This window comes from Enterobacter genomosp. S, from assembly GCF_001631805.1.
GTDB lineage: Bacteria > Pseudomonadota > Gammaproteobacteria > Enterobacterales > Enterobacteriaceae > Enterobacter > Enterobacter quasihormaechei.
Window position 1 is genome coordinate 307,092 of record NZ_LVVA01000001.1, and the last position, 16,918, is coordinate 324,009.

A 16,918-nucleotide genomic window follows, 5' to 3' on the forward strand; every position below is an offset into this window, starting at 1 on the left:
ATCATTACGGCACAAAGAAAAACAAGCGAAATATGTGGAGTTTTGATGACCAGATGTAAACGCATTGCGGAGTAATAATTGCCTGAGTAACCGTTACGTTTATAAGGTATAACGAAAATGCCCATTTACGGTTAACCGGGGCTGTGGCTAAATGTCCGCCTCGAAAACCAACTGAAAATAACCCATGTTTAAAATTGTTCATTTCCTGCTGGCGCTGGTGATTATTCTTGCGCTTGCCTGGCTGGTGAGTTTCGACCGCCGAAAAATTCGTATTCGTTTCGTATTACAGCTGATCGTGATGGAAATCGTGCTGGCATTCTTTTTTCTGCATGCGCAAAGCGGCCTGTTCATTATTAAATATGTCTCTGGTTTCTTTGAGTCTCTGCTTAAATTCGCTGCCGAAGGGACAAATTTTGTCTTTGGCGGGATGGGTGAAAAAGGGCTGGCGTTCATTTTTCTTGGTGTACTCTGCCCCATTATTTTTATCTCGGCACTGATTGGTATTCTTCAGCACTGGCGCATTCTGCCGATTTTTATTCGGATTATCGGAACGCTCCTGTCAAAGCTCAACGGCATGGGCAAGCTGGAATCCTTCAACGCGGTGAGCTCGCTGATCCTCGGTCAGTCTGAAAACTTCATTGCGTATAAGGGGGTGCTGGGCGATCTCTCCTCGCGTCGCCTGTTTACGATGGCCGCAACGGCGATGTCGACGGTTTCGCTGTCGATTGTTGGCGCCTACATGACCATGCTCGACGCCAAATTTGTCGTCGCGGCGCTGATCCTGAACATGTTCAGCACCTTTATTATTCTTTCGGTCATTAACCCGGCCCGCCCGGAAGCCGAACCCGATATCAAACTGGAAAAGCTGCATGAATCCCAGAGCTTCTTTGAAATGCTGGGCGAATATATTCTGGCGGGCTTTAAGGTGGCGATGATTATTCTGGCGATGCTGATTGGCTTTATCGCTCTTATTAGCGCCGTTAACGCTCTTTTCTCCAGCGTATTTGGCATGAGCTTCCAGCAGATCCTGGGTTACGTATTTTATCCGCTGGCGTGGCTTATCGGTATTCCGCTGAGCGATGCCTTAAACGCGGGGAGTATTATGGCAACGAAACTGGTGGCGAATGAATTTGTGGCGATGATTGAGTTGCAAAAAATAGCCCATCAATTGTCCCCGCGCGGTCTGGGCATTTTGTCCGTGTTCCTGGTGTCATTTGCTAACTTCGCCTCGATTGGCATTGTAGCGGGGGCAATAAAAGGGCTGAACGAGCAACAGGGTAACGTGGTGTCGCGGTTTGGTTTACGCCTGGTGTACGGGGCGACGCTGGTGAGTTTGCTGTCGGCAAGCTTTGCGGGATTAGTGCTGTAAGTTTTTTTGCCGTTTGTGCCCGGCGGCGCTTCGCTTGCACGGGTCTACGGGTTTTGTAGGCCCGGTAAGGCGTAGCCGCCACCGGGCATCGATTTCTCAGAACTGTACGCACACCGGCTGGTCGACCCGCATCACCGATTCCTGCGCGAAACGAGACTTATAGATCCCGCGCAACGCTTCGATGTTCTTCTCGCTCTGCGCGTCTTTACCGTGGATCAGCATTAACGCTTTGCTGGATTCACGCGCCACTTTCCCGTCGTTCCCCAGCCACTGCCCGCGCGCATCAAACACCGTTAAGCCATCGCGAAAACGCGGCGTCACGTCCTGGTCAACAAACTGCTGCCACTCGCTGCCGGTAATCTGCGCCCCTGCCGGGCGATTCAAGCCAAAATAGAGCGTGGTCTGCTGCATCTGGTTATCCGCTTTGCAGGTCTCCACCGCCGCATGCTGCAAGGGTGCGTTACACCCCGCCAGCAGCATTAATGCTGCCATCATCAACCCTGGTTTAATCATCATTTATCATCTCGAACGGGTGAACGGTCTGTCCCCTCTCCCATTTTGGGAGAGGGTTAGGGTGAGGGGAAAATTATTCTGCCTGAAGCTTAGTCGGCGGCGCAGTGTGGTAGTGCGCATCCGCTTCCGCAAAGCGCTTCTGCATAGAGGCAGACGGCGCTTTACCCAGCAGGCTGAACACCACAATACCGAGGCTGCCGAAGATGAAGCCCGGAATGATTTCGTACAGGCCCAGCCACGCGAACTGCTTCCAGACGATGACGGTCAACGCACCGATGATCATCCCCGCCAGCGCGCCGTTGCGGGTCATGCGTGACCACATGACGGAGAACAGCACCACCGGCCCAAACGCGGCACCGAAGCCCGCCCACGCGTAGCTCACGAGACCCAGCACGCGGTTTTCCGGGTTAGCCGCCAGCGCAATGGCCACCAGCGCCACCACCAGCACCATAAAGCGCCCTACCCACACCAGCTCTTTCTGGCTCGCATTTTTACGCAGGAAGGCTTTGTAGAGGTCTTCGGTGATTGCACTGGAGCAAACCAGCAGCTGGCAGCTCAGGGTGGACATCACCGCCGCCAGGATCGCGGAGAGCAGGATACCGGCAATCCACGGGTTGAACAGGATCTGCGCCAGCTCGATGAACACGCGCTCGGCGTTCTGGTTCACCGCGCCCGCCTGCGCCGGGTTATTGTTGAAGTAGGCGATACCGAAGAAGCCAACCGCGCACGCGCCCGCCAGACACAGGATCATCCACGTCATGCTGATGCGACGCGCGTGAACGATGGTGTGGTGAGAATCCGCCGCCATAAAGCGCGCCAGAATGTGCGGCTGACCGAAGTAGCCCAAGCCCCAGCCCATCAGGGAGACGATGGCCACGAAGTTCAGCCCTTTCAGCATATCGACGTTTTCAATGCTCTTCTGCTTGATCACTTCCAGCGATTCGCCAAAGCCGCCGACGGTGAAAATGACAATCACCGGGGTCAGGATCAGGGCAAAAATCATCAGGCTCGCCTGCACTGTGTCGGTCCAGCTTACCGCCAGGAAGCCGCCCACGAAGGTATAGAGGATGGTTGCCGCGGCACCGGCCCACAGGGCGGTTTCATAGCTCATGCCGAAGGTGCTTTCGAACAGGCGTGCGCCCGCCACGATGCCGGAGGCGCAGTAAATGGTGAAGAACAACAGGATCACCACCGCAGAAATAATACGCAGAATACGGCTGTTATCCTCAAAGCGTCCGGTGAAGTAATCCGGCAGCGTCAGGGCGTTGTTGTTGGCTTCGGTATGCACGCGCAGACGGCCTGCCACCAGCTTCCAGTTGATCCACGCGCCGACGGTCAGGCCGATGGCGATCCAGCTTTCGGAGATACCGGAGATGAAAATCGCGCCCGGCAGCCCCATCAGCAGCCAGCCGCTCATGTCGGATGCGCCCGCAGAGAGTGCGGTGACCATTGGGCCTAAGCTGCGCCCGCCAAGGATGTAGTCGTCAAAGTTTTTAGTGGAACGCCATGCCAAAAACCCTATCAGGATCATGCCAAAAATATAAACGAGAAATGTCACCAGCATCGGTGTGCTAATAGCCATTCAAATTCTCCAAAATGTCGAGCGACAACCGTCCGGGTTGCCTTGTTATGTCATCACCGGAACGTAGTGATGTGTGTATGTGTTTCCGTTGGGCGCGCTATCCTGCCGTATACGCTTCCCACTGACAAACGATTTAACACTGCATTTACATGAATTTCATCCCTGGTTTTATACGTCTTTCCTATAGGTTGCACTCGCTCACGCTTTTACGGGTTGCACCTTTAAAAAGTGTTAAGCACCGCATAAAAACTGGCTTTGCAGACCGCTGCGCGTTCTTTTTCTCAGCTAACTAATCGTTAACAATCCATTCATTTTCCAGCTTGCAGCCCAAGTCACATTTAACACGGTTGCACAAAGTTGCAACATGGTGGATATTTCACGCTATCAACAGAACGCTATTACAGAACAACAGGAGTTTTGGCATGGGGATGACCACCATGGGGGTTAAGCTGGATGACGCTACCCGCGAACGGATTAAAACCGCTGCGACCCGCATCGACCGCACACCGCACTGGTTAATCAAGCAGGCGATTTTTAACTATCTGGAAAGACTGGAGAGTGAAGAAGGTCTGCCGGAGCTGCCTGCCCTGCTGGCGGGCGCAGCGAACGAAAGCGAAGAGGCCGTTACGGCCGTTGAAGAGAACCACCAGCCCTTCCTCGACTTCGCCGAGCAGATCCTGCCGCAGTCCGTCAGCCGTGCCGCCATTACCGGTGCCTATCGCCGTGCCGAAACCGACGCCGTGCCGATGCTGCTGGAGCAGGCGCGCCTGCCGGAAGCCGTGGCCGCCCAGGCGCACAGCCTGGCGTATCAGTTAGCCGACAAGCTGCGTAACCAGAAAACCGCCAGCGGACGCGCCGGCATGGTGCAGGGCCTGTTGCAGGAGTTCTCCCTCTCCTCACAGGAAGGCGTGGCGCTGATGTGTCTGGCAGAAGCGCTGCTGCGTATTCCGGATAAAGCGACCCGCGATGCGCTGATCCGCGACAAGATCAGCAACGGCAACTGGCAGTCCCACATTGGCCGCAGCCCGTCGCTGTTCGTTAACGCCGCCACCTGGGGCCTGCTGTTTACCGGCAAGCTGGTTTCTACCCATAATGAAGCCAACCTGTCACGCTCGCTAAACCGCATTATCGGCAAGCGCGGCGAGCCGCTGATCCGCAAGGGCGTGGACATGGCGATGCGCCTGATGGGCGAGCAGTTCGTCACCGGGGAGACCATTGCTGAAGCGCTGGCGAACGCCCGCAAGCTGGAAGACAAAGGTTTCCGCTACTCCTACGACATGCTGGGTGAAGCGGCGCTGACCGCCGCCGACGCGCAGGCCTACATGGTCTCTTACCAGCAGGCGATCCACGCCATCGGTAAAGCGTCCAACGGTCGCGGTATTTATGAAGGTCCGGGCATCTCTATCAAGCTTTCTGCCCTGCACCCGCGCTACAGCCGTGCGCAGTATGACCGGGTGATGGAAGAACTCTATCCGCGCCTGAAATCCCTGACCCTGCTGGCGCGTCAGTACGACATCGGCATCAACATCGACGCCGAAGAGGCTGACCGTCTGGAGATCTCCCTCGATCTGCTGGAAAAACTGTGCTTCGAGCCGGAGCTGGCGGGCTGGAACGGGATTGGTTTCGTTATCCAGGCCTACCAGAAACGCTGCCCGTTCGTCATTGATTACCTGATTGACCTGGCCAGCCGCAGCCGTCGCCGCCTGATGATCCGCCTGGTGAAAGGCGCCTACTGGGACAGCGAAATCAAACGCGCTCAGATGGAAGGGCTGGAAGGTTATCCGGTCTATACCCGCAAGGTGTACACCGACGTCTCTTACCTCGCCTGTGCGAAAAAACTGCTCGGCGTGCCGAACCTGATTTATCCGCAGTTCGCGACCCACAACGCCCATACCCTGGCGGCGATCTACAGCCTGGCCGGGCAGAACTACTATCCGGGCCAGTACGAGTTCCAGTGCCTGCACGGCATGGGCGAACCGCTGTACGAGCAGGTCACCGGTAAAGTGGCGGACGGCAAGCTGAACCGCCCGTGCCGTATCTATGCCCCGGTAGGCACCCACGAAACCCTGCTGGCGTACCTGGTGCGTCGTCTGCTGGAAAACGGCGCGAACACCTCCTTCGTTAACCGCATCGCCGACACCACCCTGCCACTCGACGAGCTGGTGGCCGATCCGGTGCAGGCCGTAGAGAAGCTGGCGGCGCAGGAAGGCCAGATTGGTCTGCCGCATCCGAAAATTGCCCTGCCGCGCGAGCTGTACGGCGCGGGCCGCGTCAACTCGGCGGGCCTGGATCTGGCGAACGAACACCGTCTGGCGTCGCTCTCTTCTGCCCTGCTCAACAGCGCATTGCAGAAATGGCAGGCCAAACCGATCCTTGAGCAGTCCGTTGAGGACGGTGAAATGCAGCCGGTGATCAACCCGGCAGAGCCGAAGGACATCGTCGGCTACGCGCGTGAAGCCACGGAAGCGGAAGTGGACCAGGCGCTGGAGAGCGCTGTGAACAACGCGCCAATCTGGTTCGCCACCCCGCCGCAGGAGCGTGCCGCCATTCTGGAACGCGCCGCAGTGCTGATGGAAGATCAGATGCAGTCGCTCATCGGCATTCTGGTGCGCGAAGCGGGTAAAACCTTCAGCAACGCCATCGCCGAAGTGCGTGAGGCGGTCGATTTCCTGCACTACTACGCCGGTCAGGTGCGTGATGATTTCGACAACGAAACGCACCGCCCGCTCGGTCCGGTGGTCTGTATCAGCCCGTGGAACTTCCCGCTGGCGATCTTCACCGGCCAGATTGCCGCCGCTCTTGCCGCAGGCAACAGCGTGCTGGCGAAACCGGCGGAGCAAACCCCGCTGATTGCCGCTCAGGGCATTAACATTCTGCTGGAAGCCGGCGTACCGGCGGGCGTGGTGCAACTGCTGCCAGGGCGCGGTGAAACGGTGGGCGCCAAACTCACCTCCGATAACCGCGTGCGCGGCGTGATGTTTACCGGTTCGACCGAAGTGGCCTCCCTGCTGCAACGCAACATCGCCACCCGTCTGGATGCGCAGGGTCGTCCTACCCCGCTTATCGCCGAAACCGGCGGCATGAACGCCATGATTGTTGACTCCTCCGCCCTCACCGAGCAGGTGGTGGTTGACGTGCTGGCCTCCGCTTTCGACAGCGCGGGTCAGCGCTGTTCCGCCCTGCGCGTGCTGTGCTTACAGGATGACGTGGCTGACCACACGCTGAAGATGCTGCGCGGCGCAATGGCGGAATGCCGTATGGGCAACCCGGGCCGTCTCACCACCGACATCGGGCCGGTGATCGACGCGGAAGCCAAAGCCAACATTGAAAACCACATTCAGACCATGCGTGCCAAAGGCCGTCCGGTGTTCCAGGCGGTGCGCGAGAACGGTGAAGATGCCCGCGAGTGGCAGACCGGCACCTTCGTGCCGCCAACGCTGATTGAGCTGGCAAGCTTCGACGAGCTGAAAAAAGAGGTCTTCGGCCCGGTGCTGCACGTGGTGCGTTACAACCGTAACAACCTCAACGCGCTTATCGACCAGATCAACGCCTCCGGCTACGGCCTGACGCTCGGCGTGCATACCCGTATCGACGAGACCATTGCGCAGGTCACCGGCACGGCCAAAGTCGGCAACCTGTACGTCAACCGTAATATGGTAGGCGCTGTCGTGGGCGTACAGCCGTTCGGCGGTGAAGGTCTTTCCGGTACGGGTCCGAAAGCGGGCGGTCCGCTCTATCTGTACCGTCTGCTGGCGAACCGTCCGGAAAATGCGCTGGCCGTGACGCTGGCGCGTCAGGACGCTGAATATCCGGTGGACGCGCAGGTGAAAGCCGTGCTGACCCAACCGCTGGACGCGCTGATTAAGTGGGCCGATAACCGTCCTGAACTGCGTGCGATTGCGCAGCAGTACGGGGAGCTGGCGCAGGCCGGTACCCAGCGTCTGCTGCCGGGCCCTACCGGCGAGCGCAACACCTGGACGCTGATGCCGCGCGAGCGCGTGCTGTGCGTGGCGGATAACGAGCAGGACGCACTGGTGCAGCTGGCTGCCGCGACGGCAACGGGCTGTGAGGTGCTGTGGCCGGACGATGCGCTGCATCGCGATCTCGCCAAACAGCTGCCGAAAGCGGTCTCGGCCCGTATTCGCTTTGCGAAGGCCGATGCGCTGCTGACCCAGCCGTTCGATGCGGTGATCTACCACGGTGATTCCGACCAGCTGTGCGAACTTTGCGAGCAGGTGGCGGCCCGCAGCGGCGCGATTGTTTCCGTGCAGGGCTTCGCCCGCGGGGAAACCAACCTGCTGCTGGAGCGTCTGTACGTGGAGCGCTCGCTCAGCGTCAACACCGCAGCGGCGGGTGGTAACGCCAGCCTGATGACAATCGGCTAACGCTGTGCTAATAAGGCTCCGGAGACGGAGCCTTATTTTATTGGGGAGTATATGAAACGATATCTTATCGCCGGTGCGACACTGCTGCTCAGCACCAGCGCGCTGGCCAACGAGTGCGACAACGCCACCACGCAGCTTGAACTGAACACCTGTAGCGCGCAGCAGTACCAGGCCGCCGATAAAAAGCTTAACGAGACCTATCAGGCCGCCATCAAACGCGCGGCGGCCCCCCAGCGCGACTTGTTGAAAAAAGCGCAACAGGCGTGGATTACCCTGCGCGATGCGGACTGCGCGTTTATCGGTTCGGGCACGGAGGGCGGGAGCGTTCAGCCAATGATTGTAAACCAGTGCCTGGCGGAGAAAACCGTGGAGCGCGAAGCGTTTCTGGCCTCGCTGATGCAGTGTGAAGAGGGCGACCTAAGCTGCCCTCTCCCGCCGGGCAATTAACGCACGCGGATCCCTTCGATAATCATCCGCTGCACGTTTTGGAGGGTGCTCTGGAAAAATGCCTCGTCCTGAAGCGTTTTACCGGTTACCGCCTCAACCTGGGCCGCGAAGTCAGCGTAATGCTGGGTAGCGGCCCAGATCATAAAGATCAGATGCTGCGGGTCAACCGGCGCCAGCTTTCCGCTGGCGACCCATCCGGCAATAATGGCCGACTTATCGTCCACCAGCTGCTTTAAATCGCCGGTCAGCTCCGCCTGCAATAGCGGCGCGCCCTGTAACATCTCCAGACAGAACAGCCTGGATGCCTGCGGATAATCACGCGACACCTCCAGCTTCAGGCGTATGTACTCCTCGATCGCCACCAGCGGGGCCAGCTCTTCGCGAAATGCCTTGAGCGGCGCGAGCCATATATCGAGGATCTGTTGCATCACCGCCACATACAGCGCCTCTTTCGACGGGTAGTAGTAGAGCAGATTGGTCTTGGAAACCCCGGCCTGATCGGCCACCTGCTCAAGGCGCGTGCCGTGAATACCAAACTGCGAAAAGGTCTCCAGCGCGGCGCTAAGGATCGCCTGTTTCTTGGCGCTCACCGCCTGCGAACGTTTTCCGGGTGTTTTCACTGCGCCTTGTGTCATTTCCGCTCTCCATTTTCTTTCCTGCGCTCAGCATAGCAAAACCCCCGCCTCGCCACGACCTTCTGCACTCCCATCGCGCATGAGCGCCTGTTTTCTGTGCAATGTTTTTGACCAGTCAGTCCACATTTTTAGCACCCAGACAATCAACCAATAGTTAACACATTAATAACAAAGAAGATTTCAAAACTGGCACTCCCTTTGCAAAAAAGCCGTTACACCTGCGACGTAATGAATAGAGGTTCGTGATGAAAATTGGCGTATTTGTACCGATCGGCAACAACGGCTGGCTTATCTCGACCACTGCCCCGCAGTACATGCCGACCTTTGAGCTGAACAAAGCTATCGTGCAGAAGGCGGAACACTACCATTTCGATTTTGCGCTCTCGATGATTAAGCTGCGCGGTTTCGGCGGCAAGACCGAATTCTGGGACCACAACCTGGAGTCCTTTACCCTGATGGCGGGCCTGGCGGCGGTAACCTCCCGCATCCAGATTTACGCCACCGCCGCCACCCTCACCCTTCCGCCCGCGATCGTGGCGCGGATGGCCTCCACCATTGACTCCATTTCCGGCGGACGCTTTGGCGTTAACCTGGTCACCGGCTGGCAAAAGCCGGAGTACGAGCAGATGGGGCTCTGGCCGGGGGATGATTACTTCTCCCGCCGCTACGACTACCTGACCGAATACGTACAAGTGCTGCGCAATCTGTGGGGCACCGGCAAAAGCGACTTCAAAGGCGACTTCTTTACCATGAACGACTGCCGCGTCAGCCCGCAGCCGTCGGTGCCGATGAAGGTGATTTGCGCCGGGCAGAGCGACGCGGGGATGGAATTCTCCGCGAAATATGCTGACTTCAACTTCTGCTTCGGCAAAGGCGTTAACACCCCTGCCGCCTTCGCCCCAACCGCCGCGCGGATGAAAGAGGCCGCCGACAAAACCGGGCGCGACGTGGGCTCGTACGTGCTGTTCATGATCATTGCCGACGAAACCGACGACGCCGCGCGCGCCAAATGGGAGCGGTATAAGGACGGCGCTGACGACGACGCCCTGAGCTGGCTTACCGAGCAGAGCCAGAAAGACACCCGTTCCGGTTCGGACACCAACGTGCGCCAGATGGCCGACCCGACCTCCGCCGTCAATATCAACATGGGCACCCTGGTGGGCTCGTATGCCAGCGTCGCCAGAATGCTCGACGAAGTGGCTGCCGTGCCCGGCGCGGAAGGCGTGCTGCTGACCTTCGATGATTTTCTTAGCGGCGTGGAAACCTTCGGCGAGCGCATTCAGCCGCTGATGCAGTGCCGCGCCCACATCCCTGCCGTCACGAAGGAGGTGGCGTAATGACGACGTTAAACGCTCGCCCGGAAGCCATCACCTTTGCGCCGCAGCAGAGCGCACTGATCGTGGTGGACATGCAAAACGCCTACGCCAGCAAGGGCGGTTATCTGGATCTGGCGGGGTTTGACGTCTCCGCCACGCGGCCGGTGATCGAGAACATCAAAACCGCCGTGCACGCCGCGCGCGCTGCGGGCATGCTCATCGTCTGGTTCCAGAACGGCTGGGACGACGAGTACGTCGAAGCCGGCGGCCCCGGCTCACCCAACTTCCACAAATCCAACGCCCTGAAAACCATGCGCAAACGGCCCGAACTCCAGGGCACGCTGCTGGCGAAAGGCGGCTGGGATTATCAGCTGGTGGATGAGCTTGTACCGGAAGCTGGCGATATCGTGCTGCCGAAACCGCGCTACAGCGGCTTTTTCAATACCCCGCTCGACAGCCTGCTGCGCAGCCGGGGCATTCGTCATCTGGTCTTTACGGGCATTGCCACCAACGTGTGCGTGGAGTCGACCCTGCGCGACGGCTTTTTCCTCGAGTATTTTGGCGTGGTGCTGGAAGACGCTACCCACCAGGCCGGACCGGATTTCGCCCAGAAAGCCGCCCTGTTCAATATCGAAACCTTTTTTGGCTGGGTCAGTAACGTCAATGATTTCTGCGACGCGCTGGATCCCCCGCTCGCCCGTATCGCCTGAGGAGAACCGCTATGCCGAAATCCGTGATTATTCCGCCGGGCACCAGCACTCCGATTGCCCCGTTCGTTCCCGGCACCCTCGCCGACGGCGTGGTGTATGTCTCGGGCACGCTGCCGTTTGATAAAGACAACAACGTGGTGTTTATCAACGACCCAAAGGCGCAAACCCGCCACGTGCTGGAGACGATCAAAACCGTGATCGAAACGGCGGGTGGCACCATGGAGGACGTGACCTTCAACAGCATCTTTATCACCGACTGGAAAAACTACGCCGCGATTAACGAGATCTACGCGGAGTTCTTCCCCGGGGATAAACCGGCGCGGTTTTGCATTCAGTGCGGGCTGGTGAAGCCGGACGCGCTGGTTGAAATCGCCACCGTGGCGCACATTGCACAGTGAGGCAGCCATGAAACTGTCTATTTCACCGCCCCCCTTCGAGGGCGCACCCGTGGTGGTGCTGATTGCCGGGCTCGGCGGCAGCGGGAGCTACTGGCTGCCCCAGCTCGCCGTGCTGGAGCAAGAGTATCAGGTGGTGTGCTATGACCAGCGGGGCACGGGAAATAACCCGGATACCCTGCCGGACGACTACACCCTGGCGCAGATGGCCGACGAGCTTGCGCTGGCGTTAGCCGGGGCCGGGTTCGCCCGTTACTGCGTGGTGGGCCACGCGCTGGGGGCATTGGTGGGCCTGCGGCTGGCCATCGATAAGCCAGATGCCCTTACCGCGCTGGTCTGCATCAACGGCTGGCTGACCCTCAATGCCCATACCCGCCGCTGTTTTGACGTTCGCGAACGCCTGCTGCATGCGGGTGGCGCGCAGGCGTGGGTCGAGGCGCAGCCGCTGTTCCTCTACCCGGCAGACTGGATGGCCGCCCGCGCCCCGCGCCTGGAGGCTGAAGAAGCGCTGGCGCTGGCCCATTTTCAGGGCAAAGCCAACCTGCTGCGCCGGCTGCATGCGCTGAAACAGGCCGATTTTAGCCGCCACGCTGCACGCGTTCGCTGCCCCGTGCAGATTATCTGTTCCACCGACGATCTGCTGGTGCCGTCCGTCTGCTCCGCTGAACTGCACGCCGCCCTTCCGCATGCCCGTAGAACGGTTATGCGCCAGGGCGGGCATGCCTGCAACGTGACCGAGCCGGACACCTTTAACACCCTGCTGCTGAACGGGCTTGCCAGCCTGCTGCACAGCCCTGAACCCGCTTTGTAAGGAGTTTTAATGAGCGAAGCCATTACGCCCGCCGCGCTGGAAACGCTGTTTACCGGCGCACGCACCCATAACGGCTGGCTGGATATACCGGTCAGCGACGAGACGCTGCGTGAGATATATGACCTGATGAAATGGGGCCCGACGTCTGCCAACTGCTCACCGGCGCGCATTGTCTTTGTGCGAAGCGCTGAGGGGAAAGCGAAGCTGCGCCCGGCGCTCTCCAGCGGCAACCTGGAAAAAACGCTCACTGCCCCGGTCACGGCGATTGTCGCCTGGGATAGCGAATTCTATGAGCGCCTGCCCGAACTGTTTCCGCACGCCGATGCAAAGCGTTGGTTTACCTCCAGCCCCGCACACGCCGAAGAAACGGCCTTTCGCAACAGCGCAATGCAGGCCGCCTACCTGATTTTTGCCTGCCGCGCGCTGGGGCTGGACACCGGGCCGATGTCCGGCTTTGACCGGCAAAAGGTCGACGATGCCTTTTTCACCGGCACGCTGCTGAAAAGCAACCTGCTGATCAACATCGGCTACGGCGATATGAGCAAAGTCTATGGACGCTTACCGCGTCTGACCTTCGAAGATGCCTGCGGACTGGCGTAAGGAGCCATCATGAACACACCCGACCAACAAACGTTCCGCGACGCCATGGCCTGCGTCGGTGCGGCGGTCAATATCATCACCACCGACGGCCCGGCGGGAATGGCGGGCTTTACCGCCAGCGCGGTATGCAGCGTGACCGATTCGCCGCCGACGCTGCTGGTTTGCCTCAACCGCGGCGCGTCCGTCTGGCCGACGTTTAGCGAAAACCGCACCCTGTGCGTAAACACGCTCAGCGCCGGACAGGAGCCGTTATCCACTCTTTTTGGCGGCAAAACCCCGATGGAGGAACGCTTTGCCGCCGCGCAATGGGAGACGGGTAAGACGGGCTGCCCGCGTCTGGAGGCGGCGCTGGCCTCGTTCGACTGCCGCATCAGCCAGGTGGTCAGCGTCGGCACCCATGACATTCTGTTCTGCGACATTGTGTCCATTGTTCGCCACCCTGCGCCGCAAGGGCTGGTGTGGTTCGACCGCGGCTACCACGCGCTTATGCGACCCGCCTGTTAACCCGTATGAGGAGACAGATCATGTTCGGACTTCCCCACTGGCAGTTGAAATCGACCTCCACAGACGCAGGCGTGGTCGCGCCGGATGAAAGGCTCCCGCTCGGGCAGACGATGGTGATGGGCGTACAGCATGCAGTCGCGATGTTTGGCGCGACGGTGCTGATGCCCATGCTGATGGGGCTGGATCCTAACCTCGCCATTTTGATGTCGGGTATCGGTACCCTGCTGTTCTTTTTTGTCACCGGCGGGCGCGTGCCCAGCTATCTGGGCTCCAGCGCCGCCTTCGTGGGGGTGGTCATTGCAGCGACCGGATTTAACGGCCAGGGCATTAACCCCAACCTGAGCGTGGCCCTCGGCGGCATTATTGCCTGCGGGCTGGTCTACACCCTGACCGGTCTGGTGGTAATGAAAGTCGGCACGCGCTGGATCGAGCGAATGATGCCCCCCGTCGTCACCGGGGCGGTGGTGATGGCGATTGGCCTGAACCTGGCGCCGATAGCGGTGAAGAGCGTTTCCGGCTCGCCGTTTGAAAGCTGGATGGCGGTGATGACGGTGCTGTGCATCGGCGTGGTGGCGGTCTTTACGCGCGGGATGATCCAGCGGCTGCTGATCCTGGTCGGGCTGATTGCGGCCTGTCTGATCTACGCGCTGCTGACGAACACGTTCGGTCTTGGCAAGCCGGTCGATTTCACGTTGATTTATCAGGCCGCCTGGTTCGGCATGCCGCAGCTGACCTCGCCCACCTTTAACGCTCAGGCGATGATGCTCATCGCACCTGTCGCGGTGATTCTGGTGGCTGAAAACCTGGGTCACCTGAAAGCCGTAGCGGGAATGACCGGGCGCAATATGGACCCGTATATGGGACGGGCGTTTGTGGGCGACGGTCTGGCGACCATGCTCTCCGGCTCGGTCGGCGGCAGCGGCGTCACGACCTACGCGGAAAACATCGGCGTCATGGCCGTGACCAAAGTCTACTCCACACTGGTCTTCGTGGCGGCAGCGGTCATGGCGATGCTGCTCGGCTTCTCACCGAAATTCGGCGCGCTGATCCACACCATTCCGGCCCCCGTCATTGGCGGCGCCTCGATTGTGGTCTTTGGTCTGATTGCCGTCGCGGGAGCACGCATCTGGGTGCAGAACCATGTTGACCTGAGCCAGAACGGTAACCTGATCATGGTGGCGGTGACGCTGGTGCTGGGGGCAGGTGATTTCGCCCTGACGCTGGGCGGATTTACGGTTGGCGGGATTGGCACGGCGACGTTCGGCGCGATCCTGCTCAACGCCCTGCTGTGCCGCCGGAAAAGGGATGTCACGCAAGGGAAAGCCATCGCCCCCTCCACCTGAAATACGTGCCGCTTTCTTGCCGGGTGACGCTGCGCTTACCCGGCCTGCAATGGGCAAGTAGGCCCGCGCAAGCGAAGCGCCGCCGGGCTAAACGGGCAGAATGCGCATTGTTAGCTATCTGCCCCTTGTTCAGCGCCCAACCCGGCAGCCGCCTTACGTCGTTTTTTTAACTTCAACTCGCTCACCAGCACCCCGGCGATAATAAACGCCGCACCCAACAGCGCCAGCAGCGGCAGACGCTCCCCGGCAATACGCCCGAATATCCCCGCCCACACCGGTTCACCGGTGTAAATAACCGTCGCCCGCGTCGGCGACACGCTGCGCTGCGCCCAGTTCATGGTGACCTGGATAATGGCGCTGAAAATGCCCAGACCCAGCGCCACCACGATCAGTCCGGTGGACATCGGTGGGACAGACTCCCCTGCCGGTACCATTGTCGCGAACGCCACCAGCGACGCGGTGGCAAGCTGCACGACCGTCACCCGCTTGACGTCCACTTTTCCTGCCCAGGCGCTAATCAGAATAATTTCTGCCGCAATGGCAACGGCCCCCACCAGGGTGATGATCTCCCCTGGCCCCAGCGCCAGCAGATTATTTTCCGGTCCGGCTAATAAAATCAGACCGATGAACGCCAGCACGATGCCGATGCACGACATCAGGCCCGGGATCCTGCCGAGGCACAGCCATTGCAATAGCGGCACCAGCGGCACGTACATGGCGGTGATGAAGGCGGATTTGCTGCTGGAGATAGACTGTAGTCCCCACGTTTGCAGGCTGTAGCCCATGGCAATCGCCACGCCAATGGCCACGCCGGCTTTAAGCTCCCTCAGGGTCAACCCGCGCAGGGTTTTCAGCGAGATAAGCGCCACGGCAATGGCCGCCGTTGCAAAGCGCAGCCCGACGAAGAAAAAGGGATCGCTGAGCGTGACCGCGTACTGAACGGCGAGAAAGGTTCCGCCCCAGAACATGGTGATTAGGATCAGGATGGCTTCCTGAGGCTTAATGGAGAAGGTAAAACGGGAAACGGACATGAGACACCAGCACGAAGATTCAATCCTGTAGTGTGCGATGCCTTTGGCGACAGTTCAATGTGACAGACATAAAAAACCGCCGGGAAACCCGGCGGCAGAGAGTTAACCCGGCGTACTACTTGTTGCTGCCGTGGCTATTTTTACCCCCTTTTTTACCAGCCTCTGATGCGCGCTGAGGGTCATTTTTGAAGTTGCCCCCGCTGGACTGGCCACCTTTACGACCTGCTTCTGATGCTCTTTCACGGTCTTCAGCGAAATTACCTGAACCACCACGATGGTTTGCCATCTCTAACCTCCAGAGTGTGAAACATTAGACATCATATTGCATTCAGTAAAAGAGGATTCTTTCACCTCGCGGCTCAAGGACAGTGCCTTTATCTGTGCCGCGTGAAGTTAAGATTAGTGTAATGCGGCTATCCGGCAAGCGAGAGGTAATATTCTGCAACATGATCACAGCCTTTCGTATGAAATATTGCGCGGGTTATTCATAAGCCGTTCTTATATTTTGAAAAATCCGCGCTGCGAAAGTTGTTTCATTTTGCTACAAAGCACATATCCAGAAGATATTGTTATATATCAAATAAATGCCGTTCATTTTTGCAGTCTGGCCGTGATGTCATATCTTTAAAGTAACGCAGCGATCCGCTGTCAGAAAAACCAACGAGGAGTGATGCAAAATGGCAAAAGTTCTGGTGCTCTATTATTCCATGTATGGACACATTGAAACCATGGCTCACGCTGTAGCAGAAGGCGCTAACAGAGTAGACGGCGTTGAGGTCGTGGTTAAACGCGTACCGGAAACCATGCAGGCGGAAGCCTTCGCCAAAGCCGGCGGGAAAACACAAAATGCCCCGGTGGCCACCCCGCAGGAACTCGCGGACTATGATGCCATTATCTTCGGCACCCCAACCCGCTTCGGCAATATGTCGGGCCAGATGCGTACCTTCCTCGACCAGACTGGCGGGCTATGGGCCTCCGGCGCGCTGTACGGCAAGCTGGCCAGCGTGTTCAGCTCTACCGGCACGGGCGGCGGCCAGGAGCAGACGATCACTTCCACCTGGACAACGCTTGCGCATCATGGGATGGTCATTGTGCCGATTGGCTACGGCGCGCAGGAACTGTTTGATGTCTCCCAGGTCCGTGGGGGTACGCCCTATGGCGCAACAACGATTGCCGGTGGGGATGGTTCACGTCAGCCAAGCAATGAAGAACTTTCAATCGCCCGCTACCAGGGTGAATACGTCGCGGGTCTTGCCAAAAAACTGAACGGCTAACCC

General features: G+C 59.0%; 16 protein-coding genes. 11 read left to right on the plus strand and 5 right to left on the minus strand.

Features of this window, described 5'->3' with window-relative positions; all coding sequences use genetic code 11:
• Window positions 1–184 precede the first annotated feature (184 nt).
• On the plus strand, window positions 185–1,369 hold the full coding sequence (locus A3466_RS01550; protein WP_063449108.1) for a NupC/NupG family nucleoside CNT transporter: 1,185 nt from the start codon (window positions 185–187) through the stop codon (window positions 1,367–1,369).
• 96 nt (window positions 1,370–1,465) lie between these two features.
• Here A3466_RS01550 and A3466_RS01555 read toward each other — a convergent pair whose 3' ends face one another.
• Both A3466_RS01555 and putP read right to left on the minus strand, forming a co-directional pair.
• Window positions 1,466–1,885, minus strand: a complete 420-nt coding sequence (locus tag A3466_RS01555; RefSeq protein WP_063449109.1) for a DUF3574 domain-containing protein — start codon at window positions 1,883–1,885, stop codon at window positions 1,466–1,468.
• Between the two features lie 70 nt (window positions 1,886–1,955).
• Window positions 1,956–3,464: a sodium/proline symporter PutP gene (gene putP / locus A3466_RS01560; RefSeq protein ID WP_063449110.1), complete on the minus strand. Its 1,509-nt coding sequence runs from the start codon at window positions 3,462–3,464 to the stop codon at window positions 1,956–1,958.
• Between the two features lie 422 nt (window positions 3,465–3,886).
• On the opposite strand from putP, the gene putA reads away from it, so the two are divergent.
• Both putA and A3466_RS01570 read left to right on the plus strand, forming a co-directional pair.
• A complete protein-coding gene (gene putA / locus A3466_RS01565; RefSeq protein ID WP_063449111.1) occupies window positions 3,887–7,849 on the plus strand; it encodes a trifunctional transcriptional regulator/proline dehydrogenase/L-glutamate gamma-semialdehyde dehydrogenase in 3,963 nt (1,320 codons plus the stop codon).
• A 51-nt stretch (window positions 7,850–7,900) separates the two neighbouring features.
• Window positions 7,901–8,296 carry a lysozyme inhibitor LprI family protein gene (locus A3466_RS01570; protein ID WP_063449112.1) on the plus strand — a complete coding sequence of 132 codons (396 nt, stop codon included), beginning with the start codon at window positions 7,901–7,903 and terminating at the stop codon, window positions 8,294–8,296.
• Here the strand turns inward: A3466_RS01570 and rutR are convergent.
• Complete coding sequence (gene rutR, locus A3466_RS01575; protein ID WP_063449113.1) at window positions 8,293–8,931, minus strand: HTH-type transcriptional regulator RutR; 639 nt, start codon at window positions 8,929–8,931, stop codon at window positions 8,293–8,295. The two genes, A3466_RS01570 and rutR, sit on opposite strands and share 4 nt — an antisense overlap.
• Window positions 8,932–9,176: 245 nt before the next feature.
• Here rutR and rutA point away from each other — a divergent pair, with 245 nt between their 5' ends.
• The 7 genes from rutA to rutG are packed head-to-tail and all read left to right on the plus strand — an operon-like array spanning window position 9,177 to window position 14,610.
• The gene (gene rutA / locus A3466_RS01580; RefSeq protein WP_063449114.1) at window positions 9,177–10,268 is read left to right on the plus strand and encodes a pyrimidine utilization protein A; all 1,092 of its coding nucleotides are present in this window, start codon (window positions 9,177–9,179) and stop codon (window positions 10,266–10,268) included.
• Window positions 10,268–10,957, plus strand: a complete 690-nt coding sequence (rutB, locus tag A3466_RS01585; RefSeq protein ID WP_063449115.1) for a pyrimidine utilization protein B — start codon at window positions 10,268–10,270, stop codon at window positions 10,955–10,957. Before rutA ends, rutB begins: the two co-directional genes overlap by 1 nt.
• 11 nt (window positions 10,958–10,968) lie before the next feature.
• Window positions 10,969–11,355 carry a pyrimidine utilization protein C gene (gene rutC / locus A3466_RS01590; protein WP_063449116.1) on the plus strand — a complete coding sequence of 129 codons (387 nt, stop codon included), beginning with the start codon at window positions 10,969–10,971 and terminating at the stop codon, window positions 11,353–11,355.
• Window positions 11,356–11,362: 7 nt separating this feature from the next.
• Window positions 11,363–12,163 (plus strand): pyrimidine utilization protein D, encoded by an 801-nt coding sequence (gene rutD / locus A3466_RS01595; RefSeq protein WP_063449117.1) that lies wholly within the window; start codon window positions 11,363–11,365, stop codon window positions 12,161–12,163.
• A 9-nt stretch (window positions 12,164–12,172) separates the two neighbouring features.
• Window positions 12,173–12,763 (plus strand): malonic semialdehyde reductase, encoded by a 591-nt coding sequence (locus A3466_RS01600; protein ID WP_063449118.1) that lies wholly within the window; start codon window positions 12,173–12,175, stop codon window positions 12,761–12,763.
• 9 nt (window positions 12,764–12,772) lie between these two features.
• Window positions 12,773–13,267: an NADH-dependent FMN reductase RutF gene (rutF, locus tag A3466_RS01605; RefSeq protein ID WP_063449119.1), complete on the plus strand. Its 495-nt coding sequence runs from the start codon at window positions 12,773–12,775 to the stop codon at window positions 13,265–13,267.
• 20 nt (window positions 13,268–13,287) lie between these two features.
• On the plus strand, window positions 13,288–14,610 hold the full coding sequence (gene rutG, locus A3466_RS01610) for a pyrimidine utilization transport protein G (RefSeq protein WP_063449120.1): 1,323 nt from the start codon (window positions 13,288–13,290) through the stop codon (window positions 14,608–14,610).
• A gap of 110 nt (window positions 14,611–14,720) precedes the next feature.
• Here rutG and A3466_RS01615 read toward each other — a convergent pair whose 3' ends face one another.
• Together A3466_RS01615 and A3466_RS01620 are read right to left on the minus strand one after the other, a co-directional pair.
• The gene (locus tag A3466_RS01615; protein WP_063449121.1) at window positions 14,721–15,641 is read right to left on the minus strand and encodes a DMT family transporter; all 921 of its coding nucleotides are present in this window, start codon (window positions 15,639–15,641) and stop codon (window positions 14,721–14,723) included.
• A 115-nt stretch (window positions 15,642–15,756) separates the two neighbouring features.
• The gene (locus tag A3466_RS01620) at window positions 15,757–15,927 is read right to left on the minus strand and encodes a general stress protein (RefSeq protein ID WP_001273664.1); all 171 of its coding nucleotides are present in this window, start codon (window positions 15,925–15,927) and stop codon (window positions 15,757–15,759) included.
• A 391-nt stretch (window positions 15,928–16,318) separates the two neighbouring features.
• Between A3466_RS01620 and wrbA the strand changes: the two genes are divergently transcribed.
• The gene (gene wrbA, locus A3466_RS01625; RefSeq protein ID WP_006809323.1) at window positions 16,319–16,915 is read left to right on the plus strand and encodes an NAD(P)H:quinone oxidoreductase; all 597 of its coding nucleotides are present in this window, start codon (window positions 16,319–16,321) and stop codon (window positions 16,913–16,915) included.
• Window positions 16,916–16,918 lie beyond the last annotated feature (3 nt).

What these genes read in the sequence shown, in the direction of transcription:
- A3466_RS01600 (WP_063449118.1), top strand. Translation starts at nt 12,173, where the DNA reads ATGAGCGAAGCCATTACGCCCGCCGCGCTGGAAACGCTGTTTACCGGC.
- A3466_RS01570 (WP_063449112.1), top strand. Translation starts at nt 7,901, where the DNA reads ATGAAACGATATCTTATCGCCGGTGCGACACTGCTGCTCAGCACCAGC.
- putP (WP_063449110.1), bottom strand. Translation starts at nt 3,464, where the DNA reads ATGGCTATTAGCACACCGATGCTGGTGACATTTCTCGTTTATATTTTT.
- rutD (WP_063449117.1), top strand. Translation starts at nt 11,363, where the DNA reads ATGAAACTGTCTATTTCACCGCCCCCCTTCGAGGGCGCACCCGTGGTG.
- putA (WP_063449111.1), top strand. Translation starts at nt 3,887, where the DNA reads ATGGGGATGACCACCATGGGGGTTAAGCTGGATGACGCTACCCGCGAA.
- wrbA (WP_006809323.1), top strand. Translation starts at nt 16,319, where the DNA reads ATGGCAAAAGTTCTGGTGCTCTATTATTCCATGTATGGACACATTGAA.
- rutG (WP_063449120.1), top strand. Translation starts at nt 13,288, where the DNA reads ATGTTCGGACTTCCCCACTGGCAGTTGAAATCGACCTCCACAGACGCA.
- rutR (WP_063449113.1), bottom strand. Translation starts at nt 8,931, where the DNA reads ATGACACAAGGCGCAGTGAAAACACCCGGAAAACGTTCGCAGGCGGTG.
- rutC (WP_063449116.1), top strand. Translation starts at nt 10,969, where the DNA reads ATGCCGAAATCCGTGATTATTCCGCCGGGCACCAGCACTCCGATTGCC.
- rutF (WP_063449119.1), top strand. Translation starts at nt 12,773, where the DNA reads ATGAACACACCCGACCAACAAACGTTCCGCGACGCCATGGCCTGCGTC.
- A3466_RS01555 (WP_063449109.1), bottom strand. Translation starts at nt 1,885, where the DNA reads ATGATGATTAAACCAGGGTTGATGATGGCAGCATTAATGCTGCTGGCG.
- A3466_RS01620 (WP_001273664.1), bottom strand. Translation starts at nt 15,927, where the DNA reads ATGGCAAACCATCGTGGTGGTTCAGGTAATTTCGCTGAAGACCGTGAA.
- A3466_RS01615 (WP_063449121.1), bottom strand. Translation starts at nt 15,641, where the DNA reads ATGTCCGTTTCCCGTTTTACCTTCTCCATTAAGCCTCAGGAAGCCATC.
- A3466_RS01550 (WP_063449108.1), top strand. Translation starts at nt 185, where the DNA reads ATGTTTAAAATTGTTCATTTCCTGCTGGCGCTGGTGATTATTCTTGCG.
- rutB (WP_063449115.1), top strand. Translation starts at nt 10,268, where the DNA reads ATGACGACGTTAAACGCTCGCCCGGAAGCCATCACCTTTGCGCCGCAG.
- rutA (WP_063449114.1), top strand. Translation starts at nt 9,177, where the DNA reads ATGAAAATTGGCGTATTTGTACCGATCGGCAACAACGGCTGGCTTATC.